This is a genomic window from Shigella sp. FJ200513 (assembly GCF_040495915.1).
Lineage (GTDB): Bacteria > Pseudomonadota > Gammaproteobacteria > Enterobacterales > Enterobacteriaceae > ECMA0423.
The window spans coordinates 1-21,907 of sequence record NZ_JBDYCV010000023.1; the positions used below are offsets into that span (position 1 = coordinate 1).

Annotated in this window: 13 protein-coding genes and 3 pseudogenes; 4 read left to right on the forward strand and 12 right to left on the reverse strand. The window is 52.8% G+C overall.

Annotated features, from left to right (window positions below):
- Positions 1-77 precede the first annotated feature (77 nt).
- Positions 78-680, reverse strand: a complete 603-nt coding sequence (locus tag ABZJ92_RS07395; RefSeq protein ID WP_001167660.1) for a helix-turn-helix transcriptional regulator — start codon at positions 678-680, stop codon at positions 78-80.
- A 519-nt stretch (positions 681-1,199) separates the two neighbouring features.
- Between ABZJ92_RS07395 and ABZJ92_RS07400 the strand changes: the two genes are divergently transcribed.
- From ABZJ92_RS07400 to ABZJ92_RS07410, 3 genes are all read left to right on the forward strand, one after another.
- Positions 1,200-2,099 carry a LysR family transcriptional regulator gene (locus ABZJ92_RS07400; RefSeq protein WP_000357791.1) on the forward strand — a complete coding sequence of 300 codons (900 nt, stop codon included), beginning with the start codon at positions 1,200-1,202 and terminating at the stop codon, positions 2,097-2,099.
- Between the two features lie 48 nt (positions 2,100-2,147).
- On the forward strand, positions 2,148-3,161 hold the full coding sequence (gene yhjD, locus ABZJ92_RS07405; protein WP_000191257.1) for an inner membrane protein YhjD: 1,014 nt from the start codon (positions 2,148-2,150) through the stop codon (positions 3,159-3,161).
- A gap of 410 nt (positions 3,162-3,571) precedes the next feature.
- Entirely contained in the window at positions 3,572-4,894 is a 1,323-nt protein-coding gene (locus tag ABZJ92_RS07410) for an MFS transporter (protein ID WP_001149006.1), read from the forward strand.
- 181 nt (positions 4,895-5,075) lie between these two features.
- Here ABZJ92_RS07410 and ABZJ92_RS07415 read toward each other — a convergent pair whose 3' ends face one another.
- Complete coding sequence (locus ABZJ92_RS07415; protein ID WP_005052388.1) at positions 5,076-7,136, reverse strand: AsmA family protein; 2,061 nt, start codon at positions 7,134-7,136, stop codon at positions 5,076-5,078.
- 69 nt (positions 7,137-7,205) lie between these two features.
- On the reverse strand, positions 7,206-7,973 hold the full coding sequence (pdeH, locus tag ABZJ92_RS07420) for a cyclic-guanylate-specific phosphodiesterase (protein WP_005106017.1): 768 nt from the start codon (positions 7,971-7,973) through the stop codon (positions 7,206-7,208).
- Between the two features lie 231 nt (positions 7,974-8,204).
- Here pdeH and kdgK point away from each other — a divergent pair, with 231 nt between their 5' ends.
- Positions 8,205-9,134: a 2-dehydro-3-deoxygluconokinase gene (kdgK, locus tag ABZJ92_RS07425; protein WP_000037560.1), complete on the forward strand. Its 930-nt coding sequence runs from the start codon at positions 8,205-8,207 to the stop codon at positions 9,132-9,134.
- Positions 9,135-9,229: 95 nt separating this feature from the next.
- Here the strand turns inward: kdgK and ABZJ92_RS07430 are convergent, their stop codons facing one another.
- The 9 genes and pseudogenes from ABZJ92_RS07430 to bcsQ form a co-directional block, all read right to left on the reverse strand.
- Positions 9,230-10,726 carry a M16 family metallopeptidase gene (locus ABZJ92_RS07430; protein ID WP_001161570.1) on the reverse strand — a complete coding sequence of 499 codons (1,497 nt, stop codon included), beginning with the start codon at positions 10,724-10,726 and terminating at the stop codon, positions 9,230-9,232.
- Positions 10,727-10,946: 220 nt separating this feature from the next.
- Positions 10,947-12,233, reverse strand: a complete 1,287-nt coding sequence (gene dctA / locus ABZJ92_RS07435) for a C4-dicarboxylate transporter DctC (RefSeq protein ID WP_000858217.1) — start codon at positions 12,231-12,233, stop codon at positions 10,947-10,949.
- Positions 12,234-12,423: 190 nt separating this feature from the next.
- Complete coding sequence (gene hmsP / locus ABZJ92_RS07440; protein ID WP_001266306.1) at positions 12,424-14,412, reverse strand: biofilm formation regulator HmsP; 1,989 nt, start codon at positions 14,410-14,412, stop codon at positions 12,424-12,426.
- An 81-nt stretch (positions 14,413-14,493) separates the two neighbouring features.
- Positions 14,494-14,745, reverse strand: a pseudogene (locus ABZJ92_RS22435) (cellulose synthase subunit BcsC-related outer membrane protein); the annotation flags it as partial.
- Positions 14,684-15,019 (reverse strand): annotated as a pseudogene (locus tag ABZJ92_RS22440) (cellulose synthase); the annotation flags it as partial. The pseudogenes ABZJ92_RS22440 and ABZJ92_RS22435, both read right to left, overlap by 62 nt.
- 58 nt (positions 15,020-15,077) lie before the next feature.
- Positions 15,078-16,184, reverse strand: coding sequence for a cellulose synthase complex periplasmic endoglucanase BcsZ (gene bcsZ / locus ABZJ92_RS07450; protein ID WP_005052370.1), 1,107 nt, complete (start codon positions 16,182-16,184; stop codon positions 15,078-15,080).
- 6 nt (positions 16,185-16,190) lie between these two features.
- A complete protein-coding gene (gene bcsB / locus ABZJ92_RS07455) occupies positions 16,191-18,530 on the reverse strand; it encodes a cellulose biosynthesis cyclic di-GMP-binding regulatory protein BcsB (RefSeq protein WP_005099967.1) in 2,340 nt (779 codons plus the stop codon).
- A 10-nt stretch (positions 18,531-18,540) separates the two neighbouring features.
- Positions 18,541-21,158: pseudogene (gene bcsA / locus ABZJ92_RS07460) on the reverse strand (UDP-forming cellulose synthase catalytic subunit).
- Positions 21,155-21,907: a cellulose biosynthesis protein BcsQ gene (gene bcsQ / locus ABZJ92_RS07465; RefSeq protein ID WP_000279535.1), complete on the reverse strand. Its 753-nt coding sequence runs from the start codon at positions 21,905-21,907 to the stop codon at positions 21,155-21,157. The pseudogene bcsA and the gene bcsQ overlap by 4 nt, the downstream one beginning before the upstream one ends.

The following is a 21,907-nucleotide window of genomic DNA, read 5'->3' on the forward strand; positions in this document are numbered from 1 at the left end:
TGGTAAAGGAGAGGCCCTGGAAATACCCCACAGCCCCGAAAAAGAGCCAGTCAGTTGCTTAACTGACTGGCATTACTTCAGGAGGAGATATTTAACATCATTGCCGCCTGGGTGCGATTTTTCACTTCCAGACGGCGATACAGGGATTCCAGATGCGCTTTTACCGTTCCGGTACTGATATTCAGCGCTCTGCCGATCTCCTTATTTGATTCGCCCGCCGCTAACATGGTTAAAATCTCCCGCTGGCGGGCGCTTAACGATTTGAGATCTTTAATGTCCTTTTCCGGCGTCGTCCGCCAGTCTCCAGGCAGAAACATCATCCCCATCGCCGCACTATTTACCGCCAACGCAAATGTCTCGACGGTTGAATCGCGAGGCACAATGGCCAGCACATTAAAATGGATAACTTCCTGTAACCACCGTTTATTGCAATCCGTCGCCGTGATTAACACCTTAACCTCAGGAAACTGCACCACGGTTTTTTGCAGCAACCAGTAGCAAAACTCACCATCCTGATCGCCATCGAGCATAACTAAGGCTTCAGGGTAACTTTCCAGCTTTTGCCATAACTCGTCTGCCTGACTGACCCCCTGAATACTCACTCCTGGAATACGCTGCTGTAAACTGATTTTTATTCCATGAATAAATATTGACTGCCTGTCAAACATGACTATTTGCATAACTGAATCTCCACCTGAATACGTTAAAAAGACTTAAGTAGTGGAAGGGTATTACCCGCGAGAAAAAATAAGAATTCGCCATTTGGCGGTGGCCATTCTACAGAGATGACGCGTAGAAAATAGTTACCGATATAAATAGTTACAGCTAAACGCCTGAAATTACATGTCGAGGGCACTATTTAAAACAATTTTGAGGATTTCCTTATATTGGTGGTTAGTACGCATGCAATTAAAAATGAAATTCCGCGACTACAAGCCAAAATAACAAATGGCAATGAGACAAAAATAAGCACAAATAGCCAATACGTCCTCTATTCACTTTAAAGGGAATCACTGAAAAATACGCTCTGTTTAAGGGGATTCACCTTTCTCATAAAGCTATTCCGCCCTTTTCCTGCTGAGAAATCGCCACATTCGTCATGACAACATTGTGAAACCCGGCATTAGATGTTAGAAAAAACAATAAACAATGCGATATGCGCGTTACTGTTTCGCTGTGAACAACAATCGGTCAAAGAAATGGATAAAATTCACGCAATGCAGTTGTTCATCAAAGTCGCGGAGCTGGAAAGTTTTTCCCGCGCGGCGGATTTCTTTGCTTTGCCAAAGGGAAGTGTTTCGCGCCAGATACAGGCACTGGAACATCAACTTGGCACCCAGCTTCTCCAGCGCACTACGCGACGGGTCAAACTCACGCCAGAAGGCATGACCTATTATCAACGGGCAAAAGATGTGTTGAGTAATCTCAGCGAACTGGACGGTCTGTTTCAACAGGATGCCACCAGTATCAGCGGTAAATTACGCATCGACATCCCGTCAGGAATCGCGAAAAACCTGTTACTGCCGCGTCTGTCGGAATTTCTCTATCAGCATCCGGGAATTGAGCTGGAACTGAGTAGCCATAACCGTCCGGTAGATATTCTTCATGATGGTTTTGATTGCGTGATACGCACTGGCGCGTTACCGGAAGATGGCGTTATCGCCCGTCCCCTCGGCAAACTAACCATGGTCAACTGTGCCAGTCCGCACTATCTGACGCGCTTTGGTTATCCGCAAAGCCCCGATGATCTGACTTCACACGCAATAGTGCGTTATACACCGCACCTGGGTGTACATCCGTTAGGTTTTGAGGTTGCCAGCGTTAATGGCGTCCAGTGGTTTAAGTCTGGCGGCATGTTGACGGTAAACAGTAGCGAAAACTATCTCGCCGCCGGTCTTGCCGGTCTGGGGATTATTCAGATCCCGCGCATTGCCGTGCGCGAAGCCCTGCGTGCCGGGCGGCTTATTGAAGTGTTGCCAGGCTACCGTGCCGAGCCGCTCTCCCTTTCGCTGGTTTACCCGCAGCGTCGGGAGCTTTCCCGGCGTGTAAACCTGTTTATGCAGTGGCTGGCTGGCGTAATGAAAGAGCACCTGGACTGACCGACTATACTTTTTAAGAATGACCACGACAGAAGGACAAAAGAGCGGATGACGCAGGAAAACGAGATCAAACGTCCCACCCAGGATCTGGAGCACGAGCCGATTAAGCAGTTGGATAATAGCGAGAAAGGCGGCAAAGTTAGCCAGGCGCTGGAAACCGTCACCACCACTGCCGAAAAAGTCCAACGCCAACCGGTTATTGCGCACCTTATTCGCGCGACAGAACGCTTTAACGATCGGCTGGGTAACCAGTTTGGTGCGGCTATCACCTATTTCTCATTTTTGTCGATGATCCCGATTTTGATGGTGTCGTTTGCCGCAGGGGGCTTTGTGCTGGCCTCCCATCCGATGTTGCTACAGGATATCTTCGACAAAATTCTGCAAAACATCAGCGATCCGACACTAGCCGCCACGTTGAAAAACACCATCAACACCGCCGTTCAGCAGCGTACGACTGTAGGGCTTGTCGGCCTGGCGGTGGCACTTTATTCCGGCATCAACTGGATGGGTAACCTGCGTGAAGCGATTCGTGCCCAGTCGCGCGATGTCTGGGAACGCTCGCCGCAAGATCAGGAGAAGTTCTGGGTAAAATATCTGCGTGATTTTATTTCACTGATTGGTTTGTTGATTGCGCTGATTGTGACGCTTTCGATCACCTCGGTTGCCGGTTCGGCGCAGCAAATGATTATTAGCGCCCTGCACCTGAACAGCATTGAGTGGCTGAAACCGACGTGGCGATTGATTGGCCTGGCGATTTCCATCTTCGCCAACTATCTGCTTTTCTTCTGGATCTTCTGGCGGTTGCCGCGCCACCGTCCGCGCAAAAAAGCCCTGATTCGCGGAACATTTCTGGCTGCTATTGGTTTTGAAGTGATTAAAATCGTGATGACCTACACCCTGCCATCGCTGATGAAATCCCCCTCTGGCGCAGCATTTGGTTCCGTGCTGGGGCTGATGGCATTTTTCTACTTCTTCGCCCGTTTGACGCTGTTTTGCGCGGCGTGGATTGCCACCGCCGAATATAAAGACGACCCGCGAATGCCAGGGAAAACGCAGCCTTAAAATAGGCCGGATGCGGCGTAAACGCCTTATCCGGCATACGATTTTATTCGGCCTGGCTCCCCGTAGGCCGGATAAGATGCGCCAGCATCGCATCCGGCTATAATGCGCACATAACCTCTTGAAACTCTTCCCCAGAGCCTCTTCAGCCATCTATTTGGGAGCAAACAATTTCACTCCAACTCATAACCCCAGCATATAAATCCAGTTGGTAACTTTTATTTAACCTGAAACCAGTTTTATCCACTATTTATAAAATTATGTGAAGCATTTCATAGAAGAAAAATCACTGGCCTAAACATTATCCCCTTTTTGCCTGGTTTTTGACCATTTCCGCGATTTGTTACACATTGAAATATCACTTTTGCTGTGCGTAATATGGCTATTCGTTAGCCAAAAAATAAGAAAAGATTATGCAAGCAACAGCCACAACACTCGACCACGAACAAGAATACACGCCGATCAACTCGCGTAATAAAGTCCTTGTCGCCTCTCTCATTGGCACGGCCATTGAGTTCTTCGACTTTTACATTTACGCCACTGCGGCCGTTATTGTGTTTCCGCATATCTTCTTCCCGCAGGGCGATCCAACGGCAGCAACGCTACAGTCGCTCGCCACCTTCGCCATCGCCTTCGTCGCGCGCCCCATTGGCTCTGCCGTTTTTGGTCATTTTGGCGATCGCGTTGGGCGTAAAGCGACGCTGGTCGCCTCGTTGCTAACGATGGGGATTTCGACCGTGGTGATTGGTCTGCTGCCGGGCTATGCCACGATTGGTATTTTCGCCCCACTGCTGCTGGCGCTGGCTCGATTTGGTCAGGGTCTGGGCTTAGGCGGTGAATGGGGCGGCGCGGCGCTGCTGGCGACTGAAAACGCCCCACCGCGCAAACGTGCACTGTATGGCTCCTTCCCACAGCTAGGCGCACCGATTGGCTTCTTCTTTGCCAACGGCACTTTCTTGCTGCTTTCCTGGCTACTGACCGATGAGCAGTTTATGAGCTGGGGCTGGCGTGTGCCATTTATCTTCTCGGCGGTGCTGGTCATTATCGGCCTGTATGTTCGCGTGTCGCTGCATGAGTCGCCGGTGTTTGAGAAAGTCGCTAAAGCGAAAAAACAGGTGAAGATCCCGCTGGGTACGCTGCTGACCAAACATGTTCGCGTAACCGTACTGGGTACGTTCATTATGCTGGCAACCTATACGCTGTTTTACATCATGACGGTCTACTCTATGACCTTCAGTACCGCCGCCGCGCCAGTTGGGCTTGGCCTGCCGCGTAACGAAGTGTTGTGGATGCTGATGATGGCAGTTATTGGTTTTGGCGTGATGGTGCCAGTCGCCGGATTACTGGCTGATGCCTTTGGTCGCCGTAAAAGCATGGTGATCATCACCACGCTGATCATCCTGTTCGCGCTGTTCGCCTTTAACCCGCTGCTCGGTTCTGGCAACCCGATTCTGGTTTTTGCCTTCCTGCTGCTGGGGTTAAGTCTGATGGGGCTGACCTTCGGGCCGATGGGTGCGCTGTTACCAGAGCTGTTTCCGACAGAAGTGCGTTACACCGGAGCATCGTTCTCTTACAACGTATCGTCGATTCTCGGGGCTTCCGTTGCGCCGTATATCGCAGCCTGGTTGCAGGCTAACTACGGGTTAGGTGCGGTGGGGTTATATCTGGCGGCGATGGCTGGCTTGACGTTAATCGCCCTGCTGCTGACCCATGAGACGCGACATCAGTCGTTGTAATAAGTGTGAAAAGCCTGATGCGCTACGCTTATCAGGACTGAATTTCCATACAATATATTGAATTCACAAGGATTTGTAGGCCGGATAAGGCGTTCACGCCGCATCCGGCATGAACAAAGCACACTTTGCCAAAAATCTAAATCTGTTTAATTGCCGGATGTCAGACATCCGGCAATTATCATCACTTCTTCATCTGCGACAATATCGTCCGACACTGATTAGCCTCCCCTTCGGAAGGTGAGATCAGTGCCAGTAACGCCGCCGCCGGTGTTACCAGCGTTGCCAGTGCCGCAGCAACAGCACCACGGGCAATCAGCGGTCCGGCTTTCACCCCAGCCTGCGGATTTTTAAACGTCCCACGCACATACAGCGGCGAACGCAGTGTGATAATCCGAATCCCTTTACTCTCCGGATCAATAGTCAAATCCAGCTGTTCCGAAGCAAAACTTGCCGTGCCGGTAACATTAATCAACGCGTTCTCAGTATCGAAAGCAAAAATCTGCGGGCGCGCCACGCCGTTGGCAATATTCAGATTCGCCGCCGCGCAGTTCACCCGCACCTCATCGTCACCAAATATCGCACCGACAATGTAGTTGCCGACATTCAGCCCAACAATCTCCATCAGGTTGCGGCTCACCAGCCCGTCATTCATCAACAGTTTCAGGTTGCCGTTACTGTTGCCTAAAAGCGCCGCCACCGAGTTACCGCTACCGCGTAGTTCCGCGTCACCGTTCATTTCCCCCAGCGTCTTCTGCATCAGTTCCACATCGGGCATCAGTTCTTTCAGTTTCAGTCGACGAGCCTGAATATCTGCCCGCCCCTGCATCGGCTTTTTATCGCCTTCCAGATGAATATTCGCCGCAATGCTGCCGCCCGCCATGCCAAATTTCAGCGGTTGCAGGCGCAGGTCAGCATTTTTGAGGATGATATGAGTAGAAAGATCGCTAATCGGCAGGCTACTGCCATGCTCAATGCGCCGCCCTTTGAAGCGAACATCGGCATCCATAACGTCCCATTTATCGGTTTCGAAGCGGTCATAAGGCAGCACTTTGCCCGCAGGCTGAACGCTTTTTTCGCCCTTCTTCTGTTCAGACCGTTTCGACTTTTCTGCCCCTTTCCCGGAATCAACGCCAATCAACGGTCCCAGGTCCGCCAGCCGCAATTGCCGCGACTCGACATCACCTTCCAGTTTTGGTCGTGGCTTTCCGGTGGTGTAGACCAGAGAACCGTGGATATCGCTATCGCCAATTCGCCCATTAAAACCGCGATAATCAAAGACCGACGATTTTTCAGTGTCGATTTTCGCTACCAGCCGACCATCCGTTTCAAACGGCGGGGTATCGGGCAGCAGAACGCCCGTCAGTTCATAGAGATCACCCAGTGAATCGCCAGAAAATTTAAGCCGTAAATCGACACCGCCCATCTTCATTGGGTCATTCACGACGCCATCAAAAGCAACACGGGTATTACCTGAACGGAAATCAGCCTGTACCGGAAACGGCGTCCCTTCGCCACGCAGCGCCAGCATACCGCCTATTTTTCCCGTACCCGTGAGCGGTTCACCGTTATAACGTCCCTGCGCCTTCAGGCCAAAAATGTAATCGCCCACCTTTTCTTTATCCGCTTTACCTTTCGATCCAGTAACTTCGCTGAATGGCAGCGGCTTGCCTAACGGATCAACAAAAATTTCCAGATCCGCTTTGCTTACTTTGTCATCAATGGCGATCCGCCCTTGATCGAAAAGAATATTATCCAGCCGAAACGACCATGCCGACGGCTTTGCATTCGCGTCTTTGTTGTCATCGTTGGCAAGATTAAACGTCCAGTTATTGTTCTTTTCAGAGAGGCGAATCAGGCGCGCGTCGGGCTTTTCGAGCTTGATCCACGGCAGCCAGACCGTTTTGGTCAGCAGCGCCAGCGGTGCCAGCGTTGCCTCTACTCGCGGCAAATGCACCATCGTGACTTCGGGAATATCCGGTGGATTACCAAGAATGATGTCTTCTGCATGTACATGAGGCCACGGCACCCAGCTGCGCCAGCCAGTTTCTTGTTTTTGCCGCTCCCACACCACGCCCAGATTGCCACGGATAGCGAACGGACGATTCAACTCCGCAGAGACTTTCTGGTTGATGGTCGGTTTGAGTCGATTCCAGTCAAAAGTTGCAATCAAAATGATCGCCACGACAATCAACAACAAGAAAGCCCCTGAAATCGCAGCGGTTATTTTGCCTGCCTTGCTCATCGTTCGCTTCCTCATATTCTTCCTGTGCCAGTCCTAAAGATAGTCCAGCCCGGCGGAAAATGAGGCAGCTTATAGCGCCAGAACCGCCGTATTCAGCGTTTCCATCGGTGCCGGGCGTGAAAGAAACCAGCCTTGTGCGGCGAATGCGGGCGAGTTCTGAACATCACGCCACTCTTCCGGTGTTTCTACGCCCTCGACAATCACCCCGCGACAATAGCGATTCATTAGATGTAAAAGCTGAGAAAAGAGTGTGCGGCCTTCCGGCGACTGACGCAGCATCACAAACAGTTCTCGCGCGATTTTGATGTAGTCATAACGCACTTCACTTAGTGCAGAGAAATTTGCCATCCCGGTACCAAAATCATCCAGCCACAGCGGGCCAAATTCACACATCGAGGCAAAGGTTGAATCTTTCGGCAGACGGATATGCTCCACCAGTTCGAAACGCAGCCAGGGAAGACGCTCAATCTGGCGCAGGATTTTTGGTTGCTGACGCAGGGCGATGAGCGTAGGGCCATCAATATTGACCGATGCCAGCAGGCCGTGCTCTACAAAGAAGTCGGCTTTTTGCGCCAGCAAATCAATCTGCTCTTTCACAACCTCCATCCGATGGCTGACGGTGATTTCAGTAAAATAGCGATCCGGCGGCAGGCGTTGCGAAGGGTTCAAGGGATGCGTGACCACCGTTAATAGCTCCACGGCCATTAACCGCCCGCATGTTTGATAGATCGGCTGCCAGGTGTAAGCACGCTCACACTGCAACCAAAAACGCCGTTCCTGCAAGCTCTCGATGCTTGCTTCAGGGTTGCTTATTCGCTGGATAACCTGCCTTATCATCAAAGATGTCCTGTGTTTAAAAGTGATGCTGCCCGGACTCGACAAAGATTATCGGCGCGTAAGGGCAGAACTTTACCGCCTGGCCGGGGTAAATTTCCTCACTCCACAACGGAATCTTTCAGGAATACGTTCTGGCTCAAAAAAATAATGGAACACTGTTTTAATATGGTTGACCAGCAAACCACCACAGCGCAAACTAACGCTAATTTTTTACAGATCAGGTTCACGACTATGTCCAAAAAGATTGCCGTGATTGGCGAATGCATGATTGAGCTTTCCGAGAAAGGCGCGGACGTTAAGCGCGGTTTCGGCGGCGATACCCTGAACACTTCCGTCTATATCGCCCGTCAGGTCGATCCTGCGGCATTAACCGTTCATTACGTAACGGCGCTGGGAACGGACAGTTTTAGCCAGCAGATGCTGGACGCCTGGCACGGCGAGAACGTTGATACTTCCCTGACCCAACGGATGGAAAACCGTCTTCCGGGCCTTTACTACATTGAAACCGACAGCACCGGCGAACGTACGTTCTACTACTGGCGTAACGAAGCCGCCGCCAAATTCTGGCTGGCGAGCGAGCAGTCTGCGGCGATTTGCGAAGAGCTGGCGAATTTCGATTATCTCTACCTGAGCGGGATTAGCCTGGCGATCTTAAGCCCGACCAGCCGCGAAAAGCTGCTTTCCCTGCTGCGCGAATGCCGCGCCAAAGGCGGAAAAGTGATTTTCGACAATAACTATCGTCCGCGCCTGTGGGCCAGCAAAGAAGAGACACAGCAGGTGTACCAGCAAATGCTGGAATGCACGGATATCGCCTTCCTGACGCTGGACGACGAAGACGCGCTGTGGGGTCAACAGCCGGTGGAAGACGTCATTGCGCGCACCCATAACGCGGGCGTGAAAGAAGTGGTGGTGAAACGCGGGGCGGATTCTTGCCTGGTGTCCATTGCTGGTGAAGCGTTAGTTGATGTTCCGGCGGTGAAACTGCCGAAAGAAAAAGTGATCGATACCACCGCAGCTGGCGACTCTTTCAGCGCCGGTTATCTGGCGGTACGTTTGACGGGCGGCAGTGCGGAAAACGCGGCGAAACGCGGGCACCTGACCGCAAGTACCGTTATTCAGTATCGCGGCGCGATTATCCCGCGTGAGGCGATGCCAGCGTAAACGCAGCATATGCAAAAGGCTGGATAAAGTGTTACCCCTCTATCCAGCTCATCCATAAATACCTGATGGTTGTGCTAACTCATCACCATCAGGCATTACTGTGCAGGTGGAATATCCGTCACTTCAGGATGTACGTCATCCGTGGCGACAGAGGTGGTCGCAGCGGCGGTAGATGGGGCCATGATTTGATCCCAGGCCGCCTGCAACGCTTTCATGTTAAATTCCGGCTCGCCTTTCGGCTGCAGCAGTATTAACGCCATATCATTCGACAACTGCTGACGCAGATCCTGATTTAACATCTCCACAGTCAGGCTGTTAAGGAAATCCTGCCGCAGTTTCTGATACTGCTCCGGCGCGATATCGACGACCTGATTTTGCAACGAACGCATCCGCTGGCCCATCAGAATATCGGTATCAGCCCGTGCATAGGCGGCAAACAGTTTCTGCAGCTCCAGTTTCTTTTGCGCCACTAACGCATTGAACTCTTCTTCCGGCAGACCTTTATCGCGAACCTTCGCCAGTTCACGCGCCACCAGATTAAGGTTGCTGTTCAGCTTGTCGTTTGGTGATTCGATGTTGATGGCACACTGCGCACGCAGATACAGCACACGGCAGTCAAATCCAAGACCGATGTCTTTGCTGTCACTGGCGCTTAACGCTTGCTGAACATGCCAGAACAGCGCCTCGCGGGCCAGGTCCGCACGCCAGTAGCGCAGCAGTGCGGCTGATTCACGAATCGGCTGCCACGGCGTATCCCACATGATAGATAACCGGTCCTGACGCACCGCGTCAGTCATAATACTCACCGCTTCCGCACGCAGCGGAGAAAGCGTCGGCACCGGAGCTGGCGTTTCACGTTTGCCTTTCAGTTCGCCAAACGTTTTGTTGATTTGGTCGACAACCGAGCGCGCATCCACGTTTCCCACCACCAGTAGCGTCATTGCATCCGGGGTGTACCATTTCTGATAGAAATCTTTAATTTTTTCCGCTTCAACGGGTTGTTTCAGCGGATCGGCAGGATCGTGACCTAACAAGGTTGACCCTTTCAGACGATAGCGCCACCAGCCCTCTTTAGTATCGGCAGGCCAGGTTGCCACCATGTCCTGACTTTGCAGCGCGTGGTTGATGGTTTCTGGTGTGATGGTCAATTTGCCAGTGGCATTTGCCAGATAAGAGAGCGCTTCTTTCAGCAAATCGTTACGGTTATTGGGCAAACTCAGATTAAACAGCGTGGTGTCATAAGAGACAATTACCGGCGGCATCGGGCGTTTAGGGTCGATCCCCTGCTGCCACAATGAACGCGCCTGTGCTGCGTCAAGGCCACCGCTTTGCGTTAGCGCAATACGAGGGATGGCGTGACTGTAACCGCTCTGTTGTGTACTTTCGGCGAGCGAACCGGTATTAACCAGCAGGCGAATTTCAACACGATCGCTGGGACGCTGGGGGGTGGTCAGCACTTGCCACTGTAAACCGTTGGAAAGCGTCCCCTGTTGCCATGCTGGATCAGGCTGGAGCGCATCTGCCTGCACATAGCCAGCAGTGGCCATCATCAGCAAACCGCCCGCTAAAAGTCGAATTTTTATGCCCTGCATGTGAACCCCTGATCAACTATCCTGGTAATAAAAAAACTGCCCGTTGTCGGTCAGTCTAAATGACGTTAAAAACACTTCGTGTTAGACCGCAAGAACATGAAAATGTCACGGAAGAAGTGAAATAAACCTGAACTCACCCAGGTGGTAAGTTCAGGCACAGGGGTCAATTATGCGCAAACACCCGCACTCGGGGAAGGGAGTGCGGGCATAAGTGGTGAGATTAAGAGGATAATTCGTGCGTTTTGCCATCCGGCGCACGATTATTCAGCACATCGTCCAGTTTTTTGTGGTCCAGTTCTTTCACCCACTTAGCAACGACAATGGTCGCTACGCCGTTACCGACCAGGTTAGTTAGCGCACGAGCTTCTGACATAAAGCGGTCGATACCGAGGATCAGCGCCAGACCCGCTACCGGCAAATGGCCCACCGCAGAGAGCGTCGCCGCCAGCACGATAAAGCCACTACCCGTTACCCCTGCCGCCCCTTTAGAAGAAAGCAGCAACACGATTAACAGCGTGATTTGGTGGACGATATCCATCTGACTGTTAGTGGCCTGGGCGATAAACACCGCCGCCATTGTCAGGTATATCGATGTGCCATCAAGGTTAAACGAGTAGCCTGTCGGGATGACCAGCCCCACCACCGATTTACGGCAGCCGAGTTTCTCCATCTTGTCGAGCATACGCGGCAGCGCCGACTCGGAAGATGAAGTCCCCAGTACAATCAGCAGTTCTTCACGGATGTAGCGGATAAATTTGAAGATACTGAAACCAGTCGCTTTAGCGATTGAACCCAATACCAGCACCACAAACAGGATACAGGTAATGTAGAAACAGATAATCAGCTGCCCCAGTTGCACCAGTGTGCCGACGCCGTATTTACCGATGGTAAACGCCATTGCCCCGAGCGCACCAATAGGTGCCAGACGCATGATCATATTGATGATGCCGAAGATGACCTGCGAGAAACTTTCGATCACGTTAAAAATCAGTTGGCCTTTGCTGCCCAGACGGTGGAGCGCAAAACCAAACAGTACGGCAAACAGCAGCACCTGCAGAATGTTACCGCTGGCAAATGCGCCAATGACGCTCGCCGGGATGACATCCATAATGAAGGCGACAATGCCCTGGTCTTTCGCCTGATCGGCGTAAACCGCTACCGCTTTCGCATCAAGCGTTGCCGGATCGACGTTCATTCCGGCACCAGGCTGCACGACGTTAACGATGATAAGACCAATAATCAGCGCGATGGTACTGACAATTTCAAAGTAAAGCAGTGCGACTGCGCCGGTACGACCGACCGCCTTCATGCTTTCCATGCCCGCAATGCCCGTTACGACGGTACAAAAGATGACAGGAGCGATGATCATCTTAATGAGCTTAACGAAGCCGTCGCCAAGCGGTTTCATTTGCTCGCCTATTTCAGGATAGAAATGGCCAAGGAGAATACCAATGGCTATCGCTGTCAGGACCTGAAAGTAAAGGCTTTTAAACAGAGAGGTTTTCATAGGGTGTCCTTTAGTAAAACCACAGGTCTTGTAAGGTTATGGGGGGGGGGGGTACCTGCGGCCTTAAAATAACACCCAGACAACATCACAGAAATGTACCTGGATCATAATTGAAACAAAAAGGTTAAAAAGTTTGAGCTGGCTCGCACAAACCAGCACTTTTTAAAGTTTTGTAATCAGTTTGGGGTAGCTACTTTTCTTCCAGGTAACTCTCTTCGAAGATTTCAATAGGGAGTGGGCGAGCAAAAAGGAAGCCCTGGGCAATACCAACGCCCGCTTTTGCCAGCCAGTCTCGTTGTGCTTCAGTCTCCACGCCTTCGGCAATCATTTGTAAGTTCAGGCTCTGCGCCAGCATGATAATTGCAGCAATCATGCTGCTATCTTCCGGCAAGCCTTCAACAAACATTTTGTCGATTTTCAGTACGTCGATTGGCAACGATTTCATATGCTGCAGCTGACGCAGCCCTGCGTAGCCCATGCCGAAATCATCCAGCGCCACCCGAACTCCGGCATTGCGCAGCGGACGGAGGATTGCCACCGCAGCATGAGGGTCGTCAATACGTCGGCTTTCTGTCACTTCCAGAATCAGTGTTCCCGGCTGAATGCGATAGCGGGTTAACAGTTCCAGCATATCCGCCACCATATTCGGGTGCATCAGTTGCAGCGCAGAGAGGTTTACCGACAAGGGCAGCATAATGCCGCGCTCTTGCCAGGCTGCAAGCAATCGACAGGACTCTTCCAGCACCCAGTGACCGACGGTAACCATCAGCCCACAGCACTCAATGCGATCGATTAAGCCATCCGGCAGGTCCCAACTGCCATCCGGTTGCTGGATACGCAGTAACACTTCCGCACTGACCAGTTTACCGCTGGTCATCTCGACCTGTGGCTGTAACCAAATTGCAAACTGATGATTTTCCAGTGCATTAAGGATATCGCTCTCTTCCGTCAACCGCTTCTGGGCTGCTTCCATCTGCTGCGGATCAAAGAACTGAATCTGATTCTTGCCTTTATGGCGAGCGGTAAATGCCGCAGAAATAGCGCGACTGTAAAGCTGTTCGGCGGTGAGATCGCCGTAGAACATCGCCACGCCAATGCTACAGTGCGGACGGAGTTGAATACGTTCAATCGGCAGGCGCTCGCTCATGATAGTGAGTACTTGCTGACCCAAAGTGATTGCGTGCCACGGTTCCTGTACACCGTTGGCAATGACAGCAAAGTCATAACCGCTAATCTGCGCGAGGATCATACGTGGCGACAGTACCGATTTGAGTTTTTCCACCAGCGTCAGCAGCAGAATTTCTCGTTGCGCCTCTTTCAGCACGCCCGCAGTATCACGCAGGGTTTCACAGGTGATGATCATCAGCGCGGTGGTTTGTTTACGCGCGACAACCTGCTCCAGCATCTCCATCAGCAAGGCTTTGTTCGGCAAATCCGACACCGGGAAGCGCATCGCATTTTCGTTCTGTTCTTCATAATGGCGCTGCAGCAATTGCTGGTTGAGGTTGTAACTGCGCACCAACATACCGATTTCATCGTCCTGATGCAGACGCGGTAATGCCAGTTGGTGACCAACAAGCTCCTGGGCTGGGATGGCGTTAAGTTCGCGAGCAATATTGCGTAACGGATGCAAAATCAGGCGGTTAATGCACCAGCTGATGGCGACGGTCAGGATAAGCGACAAAAGTAAGTAAATGGTCACTAACGTTGAGAGAGTGCTCATCACGAACTTATACATACGGAAGGAATCCGCCTGTAGCACCAGATAGGCTATTGGCTGCGGATTTGCCGGACGTTCGAGCGAGTAGACGCCCAGCGAGATTTGAACCGGTAGCTCAAACAGGCGAGTAACCATTACCGGCACCGGACGCTCTGGAATAAAACTTTTACGCAGCGCCTGGAACTGGTTAGGCAGCACTACATCGGCACGGCTGACCACGCCTGCCGGTTTAATGCTGGCAAGAATAGCTTCCGCTTCGGGAATATCGCCTTTCAAAATAGCTGAAGATAAGGGTTCGCGGACAGAGCGAGCAATGCTTTCCAGTTGCGTAGCCGTGTTATAGCGATTCTGCTGGACCAGATGGAACAGCAAAACGGTGCAAAAAATAAAAACGAACACCAGGACAACGGCTGCCACCATTGCCATCTGCTTGATTGTTAACGAGCGACTTACGCGCAAATTGTCTCCCCCCGGAAATCCCAGATTGCCGCCCGAGTATACCCGATCGCAGCGGCATTAAGAGAGGCGCTATCTGAAAACTTACCAGTCGGCGTAAGGTATCAGCGGCTGCGGCGGTAAATCCATGTCACCCTGCCATCCGGCGGCGGAATAACGTACGTAGAGCAGGAAATGGCTGGGTGCGTAATCTTTCACCTGCTGGATATCAATTGCCGTGCCAACAAACCAGTTGGAAGTAACACGTCGTTCAAGTAATGCCCGCGCCGTGTAGCCGAAGCCCTGACTGCTGCCGCCATCGTTGGATTGCCGCGCAGCTTCTTCCTGCCAGTCGGTAAGTAATCCATACGCTGCCGGGGCCCAGCGCCAGTCGTTGCCGCTGAAGTGCTGCCGCCTGCGCCCATTTGCCCTGGTTTTCCAGTACCTCTGCCTGCTGTGCCAGACGGTCGTTTTGCAGGCTGCGTTCGATATCATCAATGCTGCGCCGCTGGCTGGCAGAGAGCGAGGCGATAAACGCTTCAGCTTTTTCTGGCGACTGCTGGCGGTAAATATTCGCCAGCCCGCGCACGGCATTAGTGTTGCCGCTGTCCATCCGCAGGGTCTGCTGATGGTTGGTGCTGCCTCGACCATCGGCATGACGGCCAGACCGAGGGAAAGCGTGAATATGTTTAGTGTGAATTTGCGCATTCCTGGCCCCAGTCAGGTAATAACTCACCTTTTGTCGAGAAGCGGAAACGGTGTTGATCCCAGCCTTGTCCAAACAGGGTCAGCACATAGTTGTAATAGGTATCGCTGCCGGGAAAGTTATCGGCCACGCGCTGGCGCTGAACTGCCTGCGCATCGCGGTTTTGTAAAAAAGGCAGCATGGCGGCAGAAAAACCGACCGGTCCTTTACCCTGCGCTTTCCCCGTAGCCACATCCACTTTTTCCGGCGGATAACCGTTTTTCTCAGTGAATGTCGCCATCGGTTTAAACCGGTTGAGCATCCGCGCTTTTTGCGGATCGCTGTCAGGCATCATGCCTACCCACATGTAAACGCGGATAGCGTCGTAGCTGCTGATCAATGTTTTTTCGGCTTTTAGCTGCCAGCCTTTGTCTTTCTCATAGCGCACCCAGTCTGGCGAAAAGCCTTTCGGGGCGGTTTCCAGCAATAAATGTTGATTGGTTTCGCGCAGCGTGGTCCACGGCGCGCCAAAGCGGGTGAAATACTGCGCCAGCGTCGGCGGCATGTAGCTGGGGTTAAAACGCCAGCTGTTATCCTCAGCAAAACCCACTTTGCCCGGTAACAACATGGAACCCAGCCCAGGCACCGTCACCACTTCCTCCCGCGCGATACGTTTTAGCAACGCGCTGCCGATGTCGGTATAACGCTGCTCTTTCCACAAACGCCCCGCCTCCAGCAACGACCAGGCCATCCAGACATCACCATCGGAGGCCGAATTGCTGTCCAGCACTTCCCACTTACTGTTCTCTTTCTTGCCCCACAGCCAGGCGGGCAAACGTTCTTTTAAAGAACCCTGAGCGAGATTGTTCTGCGTCCAGTCGAGAATATTATCGAAAGCTGCACGGTCGTTAGCCGCCAGGGCAAAGAACATACCGTAACTTTGCCCTTCGGAGGTGGTGATTTTGCGCGCGTCGCTGGGGTCGATGACGCGCCCTTCCTGACTGATGTAATCCTTTTTAAACTGCTCCCAGGCAGGCCAGGTACAGGCTGCCTGAACACTAAAGGCAGCCAACAACAGCATCGTCACGATTCCACTACGCAACACATTCATCTTCAATTACTCGTTATCCGGGTTAAGACGACGACGACTAATAATTCGCAGCAGACGCCACAGTACCCATGCCAGCAATATCACACTGATAGTCGCCAGCACCGCCAGCAGAATCGGATGGTTTGCCAGCGCATACCACAAGCGCTCGAACCACGGCAGATGACCTACGTAATAAACGTCGCCAACACGTAGGCTGTTGATACCGGACTCGCGGATCACCGCGACCGAACCGAACATGGTGGCGCGTTTGCCGCTATCGTTCACCGCATCGTTAAGCATTTCATAACCGCGTGGGCTATCTGCCAACAGCGCAATCACGCTGCGCTGGTCGTTATACGGCGACTGGAAGCCAATCACCGCCGCCATCGCACCGGAAGAGGTCAGCGTTGACTGGGTTTCTGCCGCGCGATCGCTCTCGTCCGGCACAATGCCGGGGAACGGGGTCTGGCGCATCGGTGTTTTCACCCAGCTTTCGGTCGCCTGCACCAATAGGTCGATCTGCTTATCGTCTTTCAGTTTGTCCGGGATACCACCGATGATCATGATGTCGGCATCTTTGCCCTGAATGGTGCTGCCATCATCGGTCACCGTCAGATTAATCGCCGGGAAGCCCGTCTGTGCGCCGATAAAACCAACAGTATTCAGCAACGTTTCCATCTGTGCTTCGTTAGGCGCTTTCGGCATCACGGTGATGGTTTGCGACAGATCCGCCATCCGGCTGAATGGGAAGCCCGCGTTAGCAAAGGCGCGTAGATCCGGCATCGGGATGAAGTGGTAATACTTCGAGAAGTCGATGGTGGAATCGTCACCAATCACCACATGATTCTGCACCGGCTGGAAGGTAATACAGTTATCTACCGAACCGCCTGGCATCGGGTTCATATACTCAAAGTCGAAGCGCAGCTGGTTGGTCGCGCCCAGTTTCAGCGCCGGAATAGAGACATCTGTTTTGCCATCCAGCAAACCTTGTAATACCGGAATACGCAGCAGCAGACGGTTCGCCTCCTGTTTGCTGCTCAGGTTGAAGGATTGCAGGAACTGGTTATTCAGGCTGATATCCATCCGCGAACTGTCTTTCACCGGCGGCATGGTGTAGCGGTAATTAATATCCATATCAATGCCGGTACTGCGCATCAGGTAGAGATCCGGCGGCAGGTTTAGCGAAACGTTAATCGCTGCTGGCTCAAGGCCGCTGGATTGTAACTGTTCTTCATAGGTTTTCAGTTCGCCAAATGTGACCGGACGATCGGTACGTACCCAGTTCGGCGCATCGTACGGCTTACGCGGTAGCAGCGGTTTCACTTCATTCACTACCACGCTTTCACCACGGAACAGAATGTTACCCTGAGCGATACCTTTCGCTGCCTGCAACAGGTCTTTGTCGTCACGACCAAACACCACCAGCAGTTTGACGTAAGGATTCTGCGGATGGTTAATCATCTCAATCACCGGGGCTTTTACCGCCGGATGATCGCGCAGGAAGTCCGGCCGTTTGTCGTTGGTTGCAAAGACAATGGCATTGCGATCCGGCAATTGGTTATAGAGCACCGGGAAGTTCTGCCCACGCCAGCCAGAACGCGAACCAAACCACGAGGCGACAATGGCAGATGCTTGTTGCAGCCCAACATCCGGCGCACCCGCAAAGACCATCGGCAAGGTGTTAGTACGGTTATCGCGCGGGTCAAAGAATGGCACCGGGAAGTGTGACAGGTCATTCTTCACATTCAGGGTCTGATAGGTCAGATCCAGTCCACTGCTCCGCCCAACATCCAGCCAAAGCGTGGTGCTGGCCGGGTTTTCGCACACGTCCTGATAATGGCCGACAAACTCCAGCCGCACACGGTTGAAGTCGGTAATAAACAGTGGATTAATGGGCATTTGCGCCAGCGTTTTTTTACCCAACTGTTCTTTGGTCACTGGCAGCACGCCCATCAGCTCATCATTGAGATAAACCTTTAACTGCGACTGGACAGGCAGTAACGATGGCGATGGCGTGTATTCGAAGTTGAGCATCGCCTTCGTCACCACTTCATCGCTGCGCATACCAAACTCAATGCTGCCGTTCGGGTTAATACCACGTAGCACCATGCTGCCCGGCGGCGGCGCGATTTGCGCAAAGGTCAGCTTCACATCACGCGAAGGACCGTTCTGCGCCACGATGGGGGCATCAGCTCCCTGCTCGCCTGACATCACTTGCCCCACCTGCGGATTTTGTTCCGTCTGGGCGGCTACAGCTGGCTCAGCATTGATCAGTGGTTGCGTTGCTGGCGTCGCCTGCGTCATGAAAGAGGGGAACGCACTCATCCCCATAGCCACTGCACAAATCCAGAATAGTTTTCTTTTCATCGCGTTATCATCATTGTTGAGCCAAAGCCTGATCCGATGGTTGTGCCGTTTCGCTCCGCTCCGGGCGGCGCGGAATAAACGATACAACCCAGGAAACCAGAGAAGTCAGCACACGGAATATGCCCTTCACCGAAGAAGGCGCAAACTCCGCCAGATGGCGGTAGCCACGGAAGCCGAGCTTCAGAATATCCAGCAGACTTTCCAGCGGCTTATCTTCCGGGTAGCTGTCCTGCCAGAGCGCCCATGTATCCGCACGGGCAAACGTACACTGCACAAAATCGATATGTTGCTGGGTGGTGAGCGGCATTAATTTCAGCCCAACTTCATTACCCATCACGCGCGCCACCTGGGTCGGGAAGACGTATTCCTGCTGACCGCGTTTAAGCAACAGATTCACTTTCTGCCCTTCCAGAATCTGCGCCTGACCGTTGATCTTGATCCCCAAACCACCGTCGGAGAAATCCTGAACGGTACACGAGAAGAGGTGACCATCTTCGCGGGCAATTGCCGCGGGCATCGTCATCTCCACGCGGTTCGATCGGCGTACCTGTTTGCTTTCTACCGATACCGCAACTGCGCCGCCAAGAACAATCAGGTTGTAGAACACCCACACCATACTGACGACCACGGTGAGCATCTCGGTTGGCGGGCCATAGAAGTAGCGCCAGATGCCTACCGCAACGCCCACCAGGTTGAGTAGAACAAGGAAGATGTAGGGCCGCGAGATCACCCAGTCGACGTACTCTTCTTCCACCAGTCCACCTTTGGCGGTGACGTTAAATTTGCCTTTGTGCGGGTTAATCAGCGCCACCAGCGTCGGTGGTGCGATATACCACGCCAGCACCGTTTCGTAGATTTCACTCCAGAAAGAGTGGCGATATTTGCCCTGGATCTTCGAGTTGGTCAGGCTGGCATGGATCATATGCGGCAGCACGAATAGGGCGATCATCAACGCTGGCGCATAGATGATGTAGGCATGAAGCAGCAGGAACGCCAGCGGCGCAGTCAGGAAGATCAGCCGTGGAATGCCCGACAAGAAGTGGAACATGGCGTTGACGTAGCACAGCCGCTGAGCAAACTTCAGTCCTTTACCGGTGAGCGGGTTATCGAGACGGAAGATTTATACCATCCCGCGCGCCCAGCGAATACGCTGACCGATATGCGCCGACAGACTTTCGGTCGCCAGCCCCGCCGCCTGCGGAATACGCATATACGCGGAGGTATAGCCACGACGGTGCAAACGCAGAGAAGTATGCGCATCTTCAGTCACGGTTTCGACAGCAATGCCGCCAATTTCATCCAGCGGCTTACGACGAATCACCGCACAGGAACCGCAGAAGAAAGTGGCGTCCCACATATCGTTGCCATCCTGCACCAGACCATAGAACAGCGTGCCTTCGTTCGGCGTTTTACGAAAACGTCCCAGGTTGCGTTCAAACGGGTCCGGCGAGAAGAAGTGGTGTGGAGTCTGCATCATCGCCAGCTGTTTCTCTTTCAGGAACCAGCCCATGGTCATTTGCAGGAACGATCGCGTTGGTACGTGGTCGCAGTCGAAAATCGACACGAACTCGCCTTTGGCATATTTCAGCGCATTGTTGATGTTGCCCGCTTTCGCATGTTCATGAGTGGTGCGGGCGATATATTTCACCCCCACGTTTTGCGCAAACTGGCGAAACTCTTCCCTGCCGCCGTCATCGAGGATCCAGATGTTCAGTTTGTCTTTCGGCCAGTCGATACCCAGCGAGGCGTAAATGGTATTTTTCACCACATTGAGATCTTCGTTGTAAGTCGGGACAAAGATATCCACTGACGGCCACAGCGACATATCCTTCGGCAATGGCACCGGCTGACGATTCAGCGGCCATACTACCTGGAAGTAGCCGAGCACCAGCACAATCCACGCGTACGTTTCAGCGAAGAGCAGAATAAGCCCGCACACCAGGCTGACCGGATCGTCCCAGTTCAGCGTAGAGGTGTAACGCCACCAGATATAACGGCAAGAAACGGTCAGCGACAGCACAATCAACATTAGCGCCGAGAAGCGCCCCGGCATCCGCCGTACGATCAGCGCTACCCCCCACAGCAGCATCAGGAAGATAAACTGCGCCAGCGGGTTAAACGGCTGAGTAACGCAGATTAACGCCAGAATCAGCGAGAAGGTGACGATGATACCGAGGATCAACCGCCGCGCCCCGGCACTCAAATGACCGAGCTCTTTTTTTTCATCCAGATGCTGTGTTTTATGGCTAACGCGCTCAGGCAGCTCGTTCATCCATTGATGGTAACGTCCACGAATATTTTGCAGACCTGAAAATGCCCGCTGCGCGGTTTCGGCGTTTCTTTGCGCGATGCACCGATCAATAACCAGCATGTTTGAATGAGATAACGGACCGGGTCCAGCGGACGCGGACGCGAGGCGTTGATATGCGTATACAGGTTTTTATGTTCTGCGCGAATACGCTGCCAGCGCGGGTGCTCCAGCGGAATAAAAATCCAGGCCAGGATCATCCAGAAACAGCCGAGCGTCGCGCTGAAAGCCGACGCACCGTGACGACGATAATCGCGATAACGCCCGATAAGCCGCGCGTTGACCGGCGGGATAAGCAACCACCGGGTCAGGATACTCATGATGCACTCCCGACTGGCGTTTTCAGCCCGGAGTAGTTCAACAGGCACCAGTTCGCCAGCGTCAGTATCTCTTCAGCCGCCAGCGCATCACTGCGATATTCACCTACTGGTTGCTTAGCCGCCAGGCATTCAGCCATCGCTTCATCACGATGAATGAGCATCGGCAGTAATCGGCGCTGGCTTTGCAACCAAAGCTGGTAAATATCGTCCTGAACCTGACTGCCAATACGGAAGTCATTAATCAAAATATGTGCGCCATCCGGCAGCGCTTGCTGATGCAGTCGGATATGGCAGTTGGCATCCACATTGACGATTGCCAGCGAGTGCTCGCACAAACTCAGCAGCTGGTGGGTTATCTGCGAGGCATCACGCGGTAAGTCGATTAAAATCCACTGGTAACGCCCGCTGGCTTTTAGTTGCTGTAAGCCGGAGCAAATATCGCTCAGCCGGGTTTGCCAGTGCTGTGGATTTTCTTGTTCTTCAATGGATAACTGACCAAAAGGCAGCAAATCGAGCTGCGAGGTGTAGCGCAACCCAGCGTCACGCCAGTCCTGGCCATCCAGCATCGCTCTGGCCCAGCCCTGACGGTGGGTAAAATCAACATTAAATGACAGGCGCAACAAGTTGTCCGGGCAGGCATCGACCACCAGGACATTTTCTCCCAACATTTGTAATGACCAGGCTAATGCGGCGGTGATGGTTGTTGTCCCCACGCCTCCCCGCACCCCCTGCAATCCCAGTACGGCCAT

Excerpts from the sequence above, each read along its gene's own strand:
- ABZJ92_RS07395 (WP_001167660.1), bottom strand. The coding sequence starts at position 680 with ATGCAAATAGTCATGTTTGACAGGCAGTCAATATTTATTCATGGAATA.
- ABZJ92_RS07400 (WP_000357791.1), top strand. The coding sequence starts at position 1,200 with ATGGATAAAATTCACGCAATGCAGTTGTTCATCAAAGTCGCGGAGCTG.
- yhjD (WP_000191257.1), top strand. The coding sequence starts at position 2,148 with ATGACGCAGGAAAACGAGATCAAACGTCCCACCCAGGATCTGGAGCAC.
- ABZJ92_RS07410 (WP_001149006.1), top strand. The coding sequence starts at position 3,572 with ATGCAAGCAACAGCCACAACACTCGACCACGAACAAGAATACACGCCG.
- ABZJ92_RS07415 (WP_005052388.1), bottom strand. The coding sequence starts at position 7,136 with ATGAGCAAGGCAGGCAAAATAACCGCTGCGATTTCAGGGGCTTTCTTG.
- pdeH (WP_005106017.1), bottom strand. The coding sequence starts at position 7,973 with ATGATAAGGCAGGTTATCCAGCGAATAAGCAACCCTGAAGCAAGCATC.
- kdgK (WP_000037560.1), top strand. The coding sequence starts at position 8,205 with ATGTCCAAAAAGATTGCCGTGATTGGCGAATGCATGATTGAGCTTTCC.
- ABZJ92_RS07430 (WP_001161570.1), bottom strand. The coding sequence starts at position 10,726 with ATGCAGGGCATAAAAATTCGACTTTTAGCGGGCGGTTTGCTGATGATG.
- dctA (WP_000858217.1), bottom strand. The coding sequence starts at position 12,233 with ATGAAAACCTCTCTGTTTAAAAGCCTTTACTTTCAGGTCCTGACAGCG.
- bcsZ (WP_005052370.1), bottom strand. The coding sequence starts at position 16,184 with ATGAATGTGTTGCGTAGTGGAATCGTGACGATGCTGTTGTTGGCTGCC.
- bcsB (WP_005099967.1), bottom strand. The coding sequence starts at position 18,530 with ATGAAAAGAAAACTATTCTGGATTTGTGCAGTGGCTATGGGGATGAGT.
- bcsQ (WP_000279535.1), bottom strand. The coding sequence starts at position 21,907 with ATGGCCGTACTGGGATTGCAGGGGGTGCGGGGAGGCGTGGGGACAACA.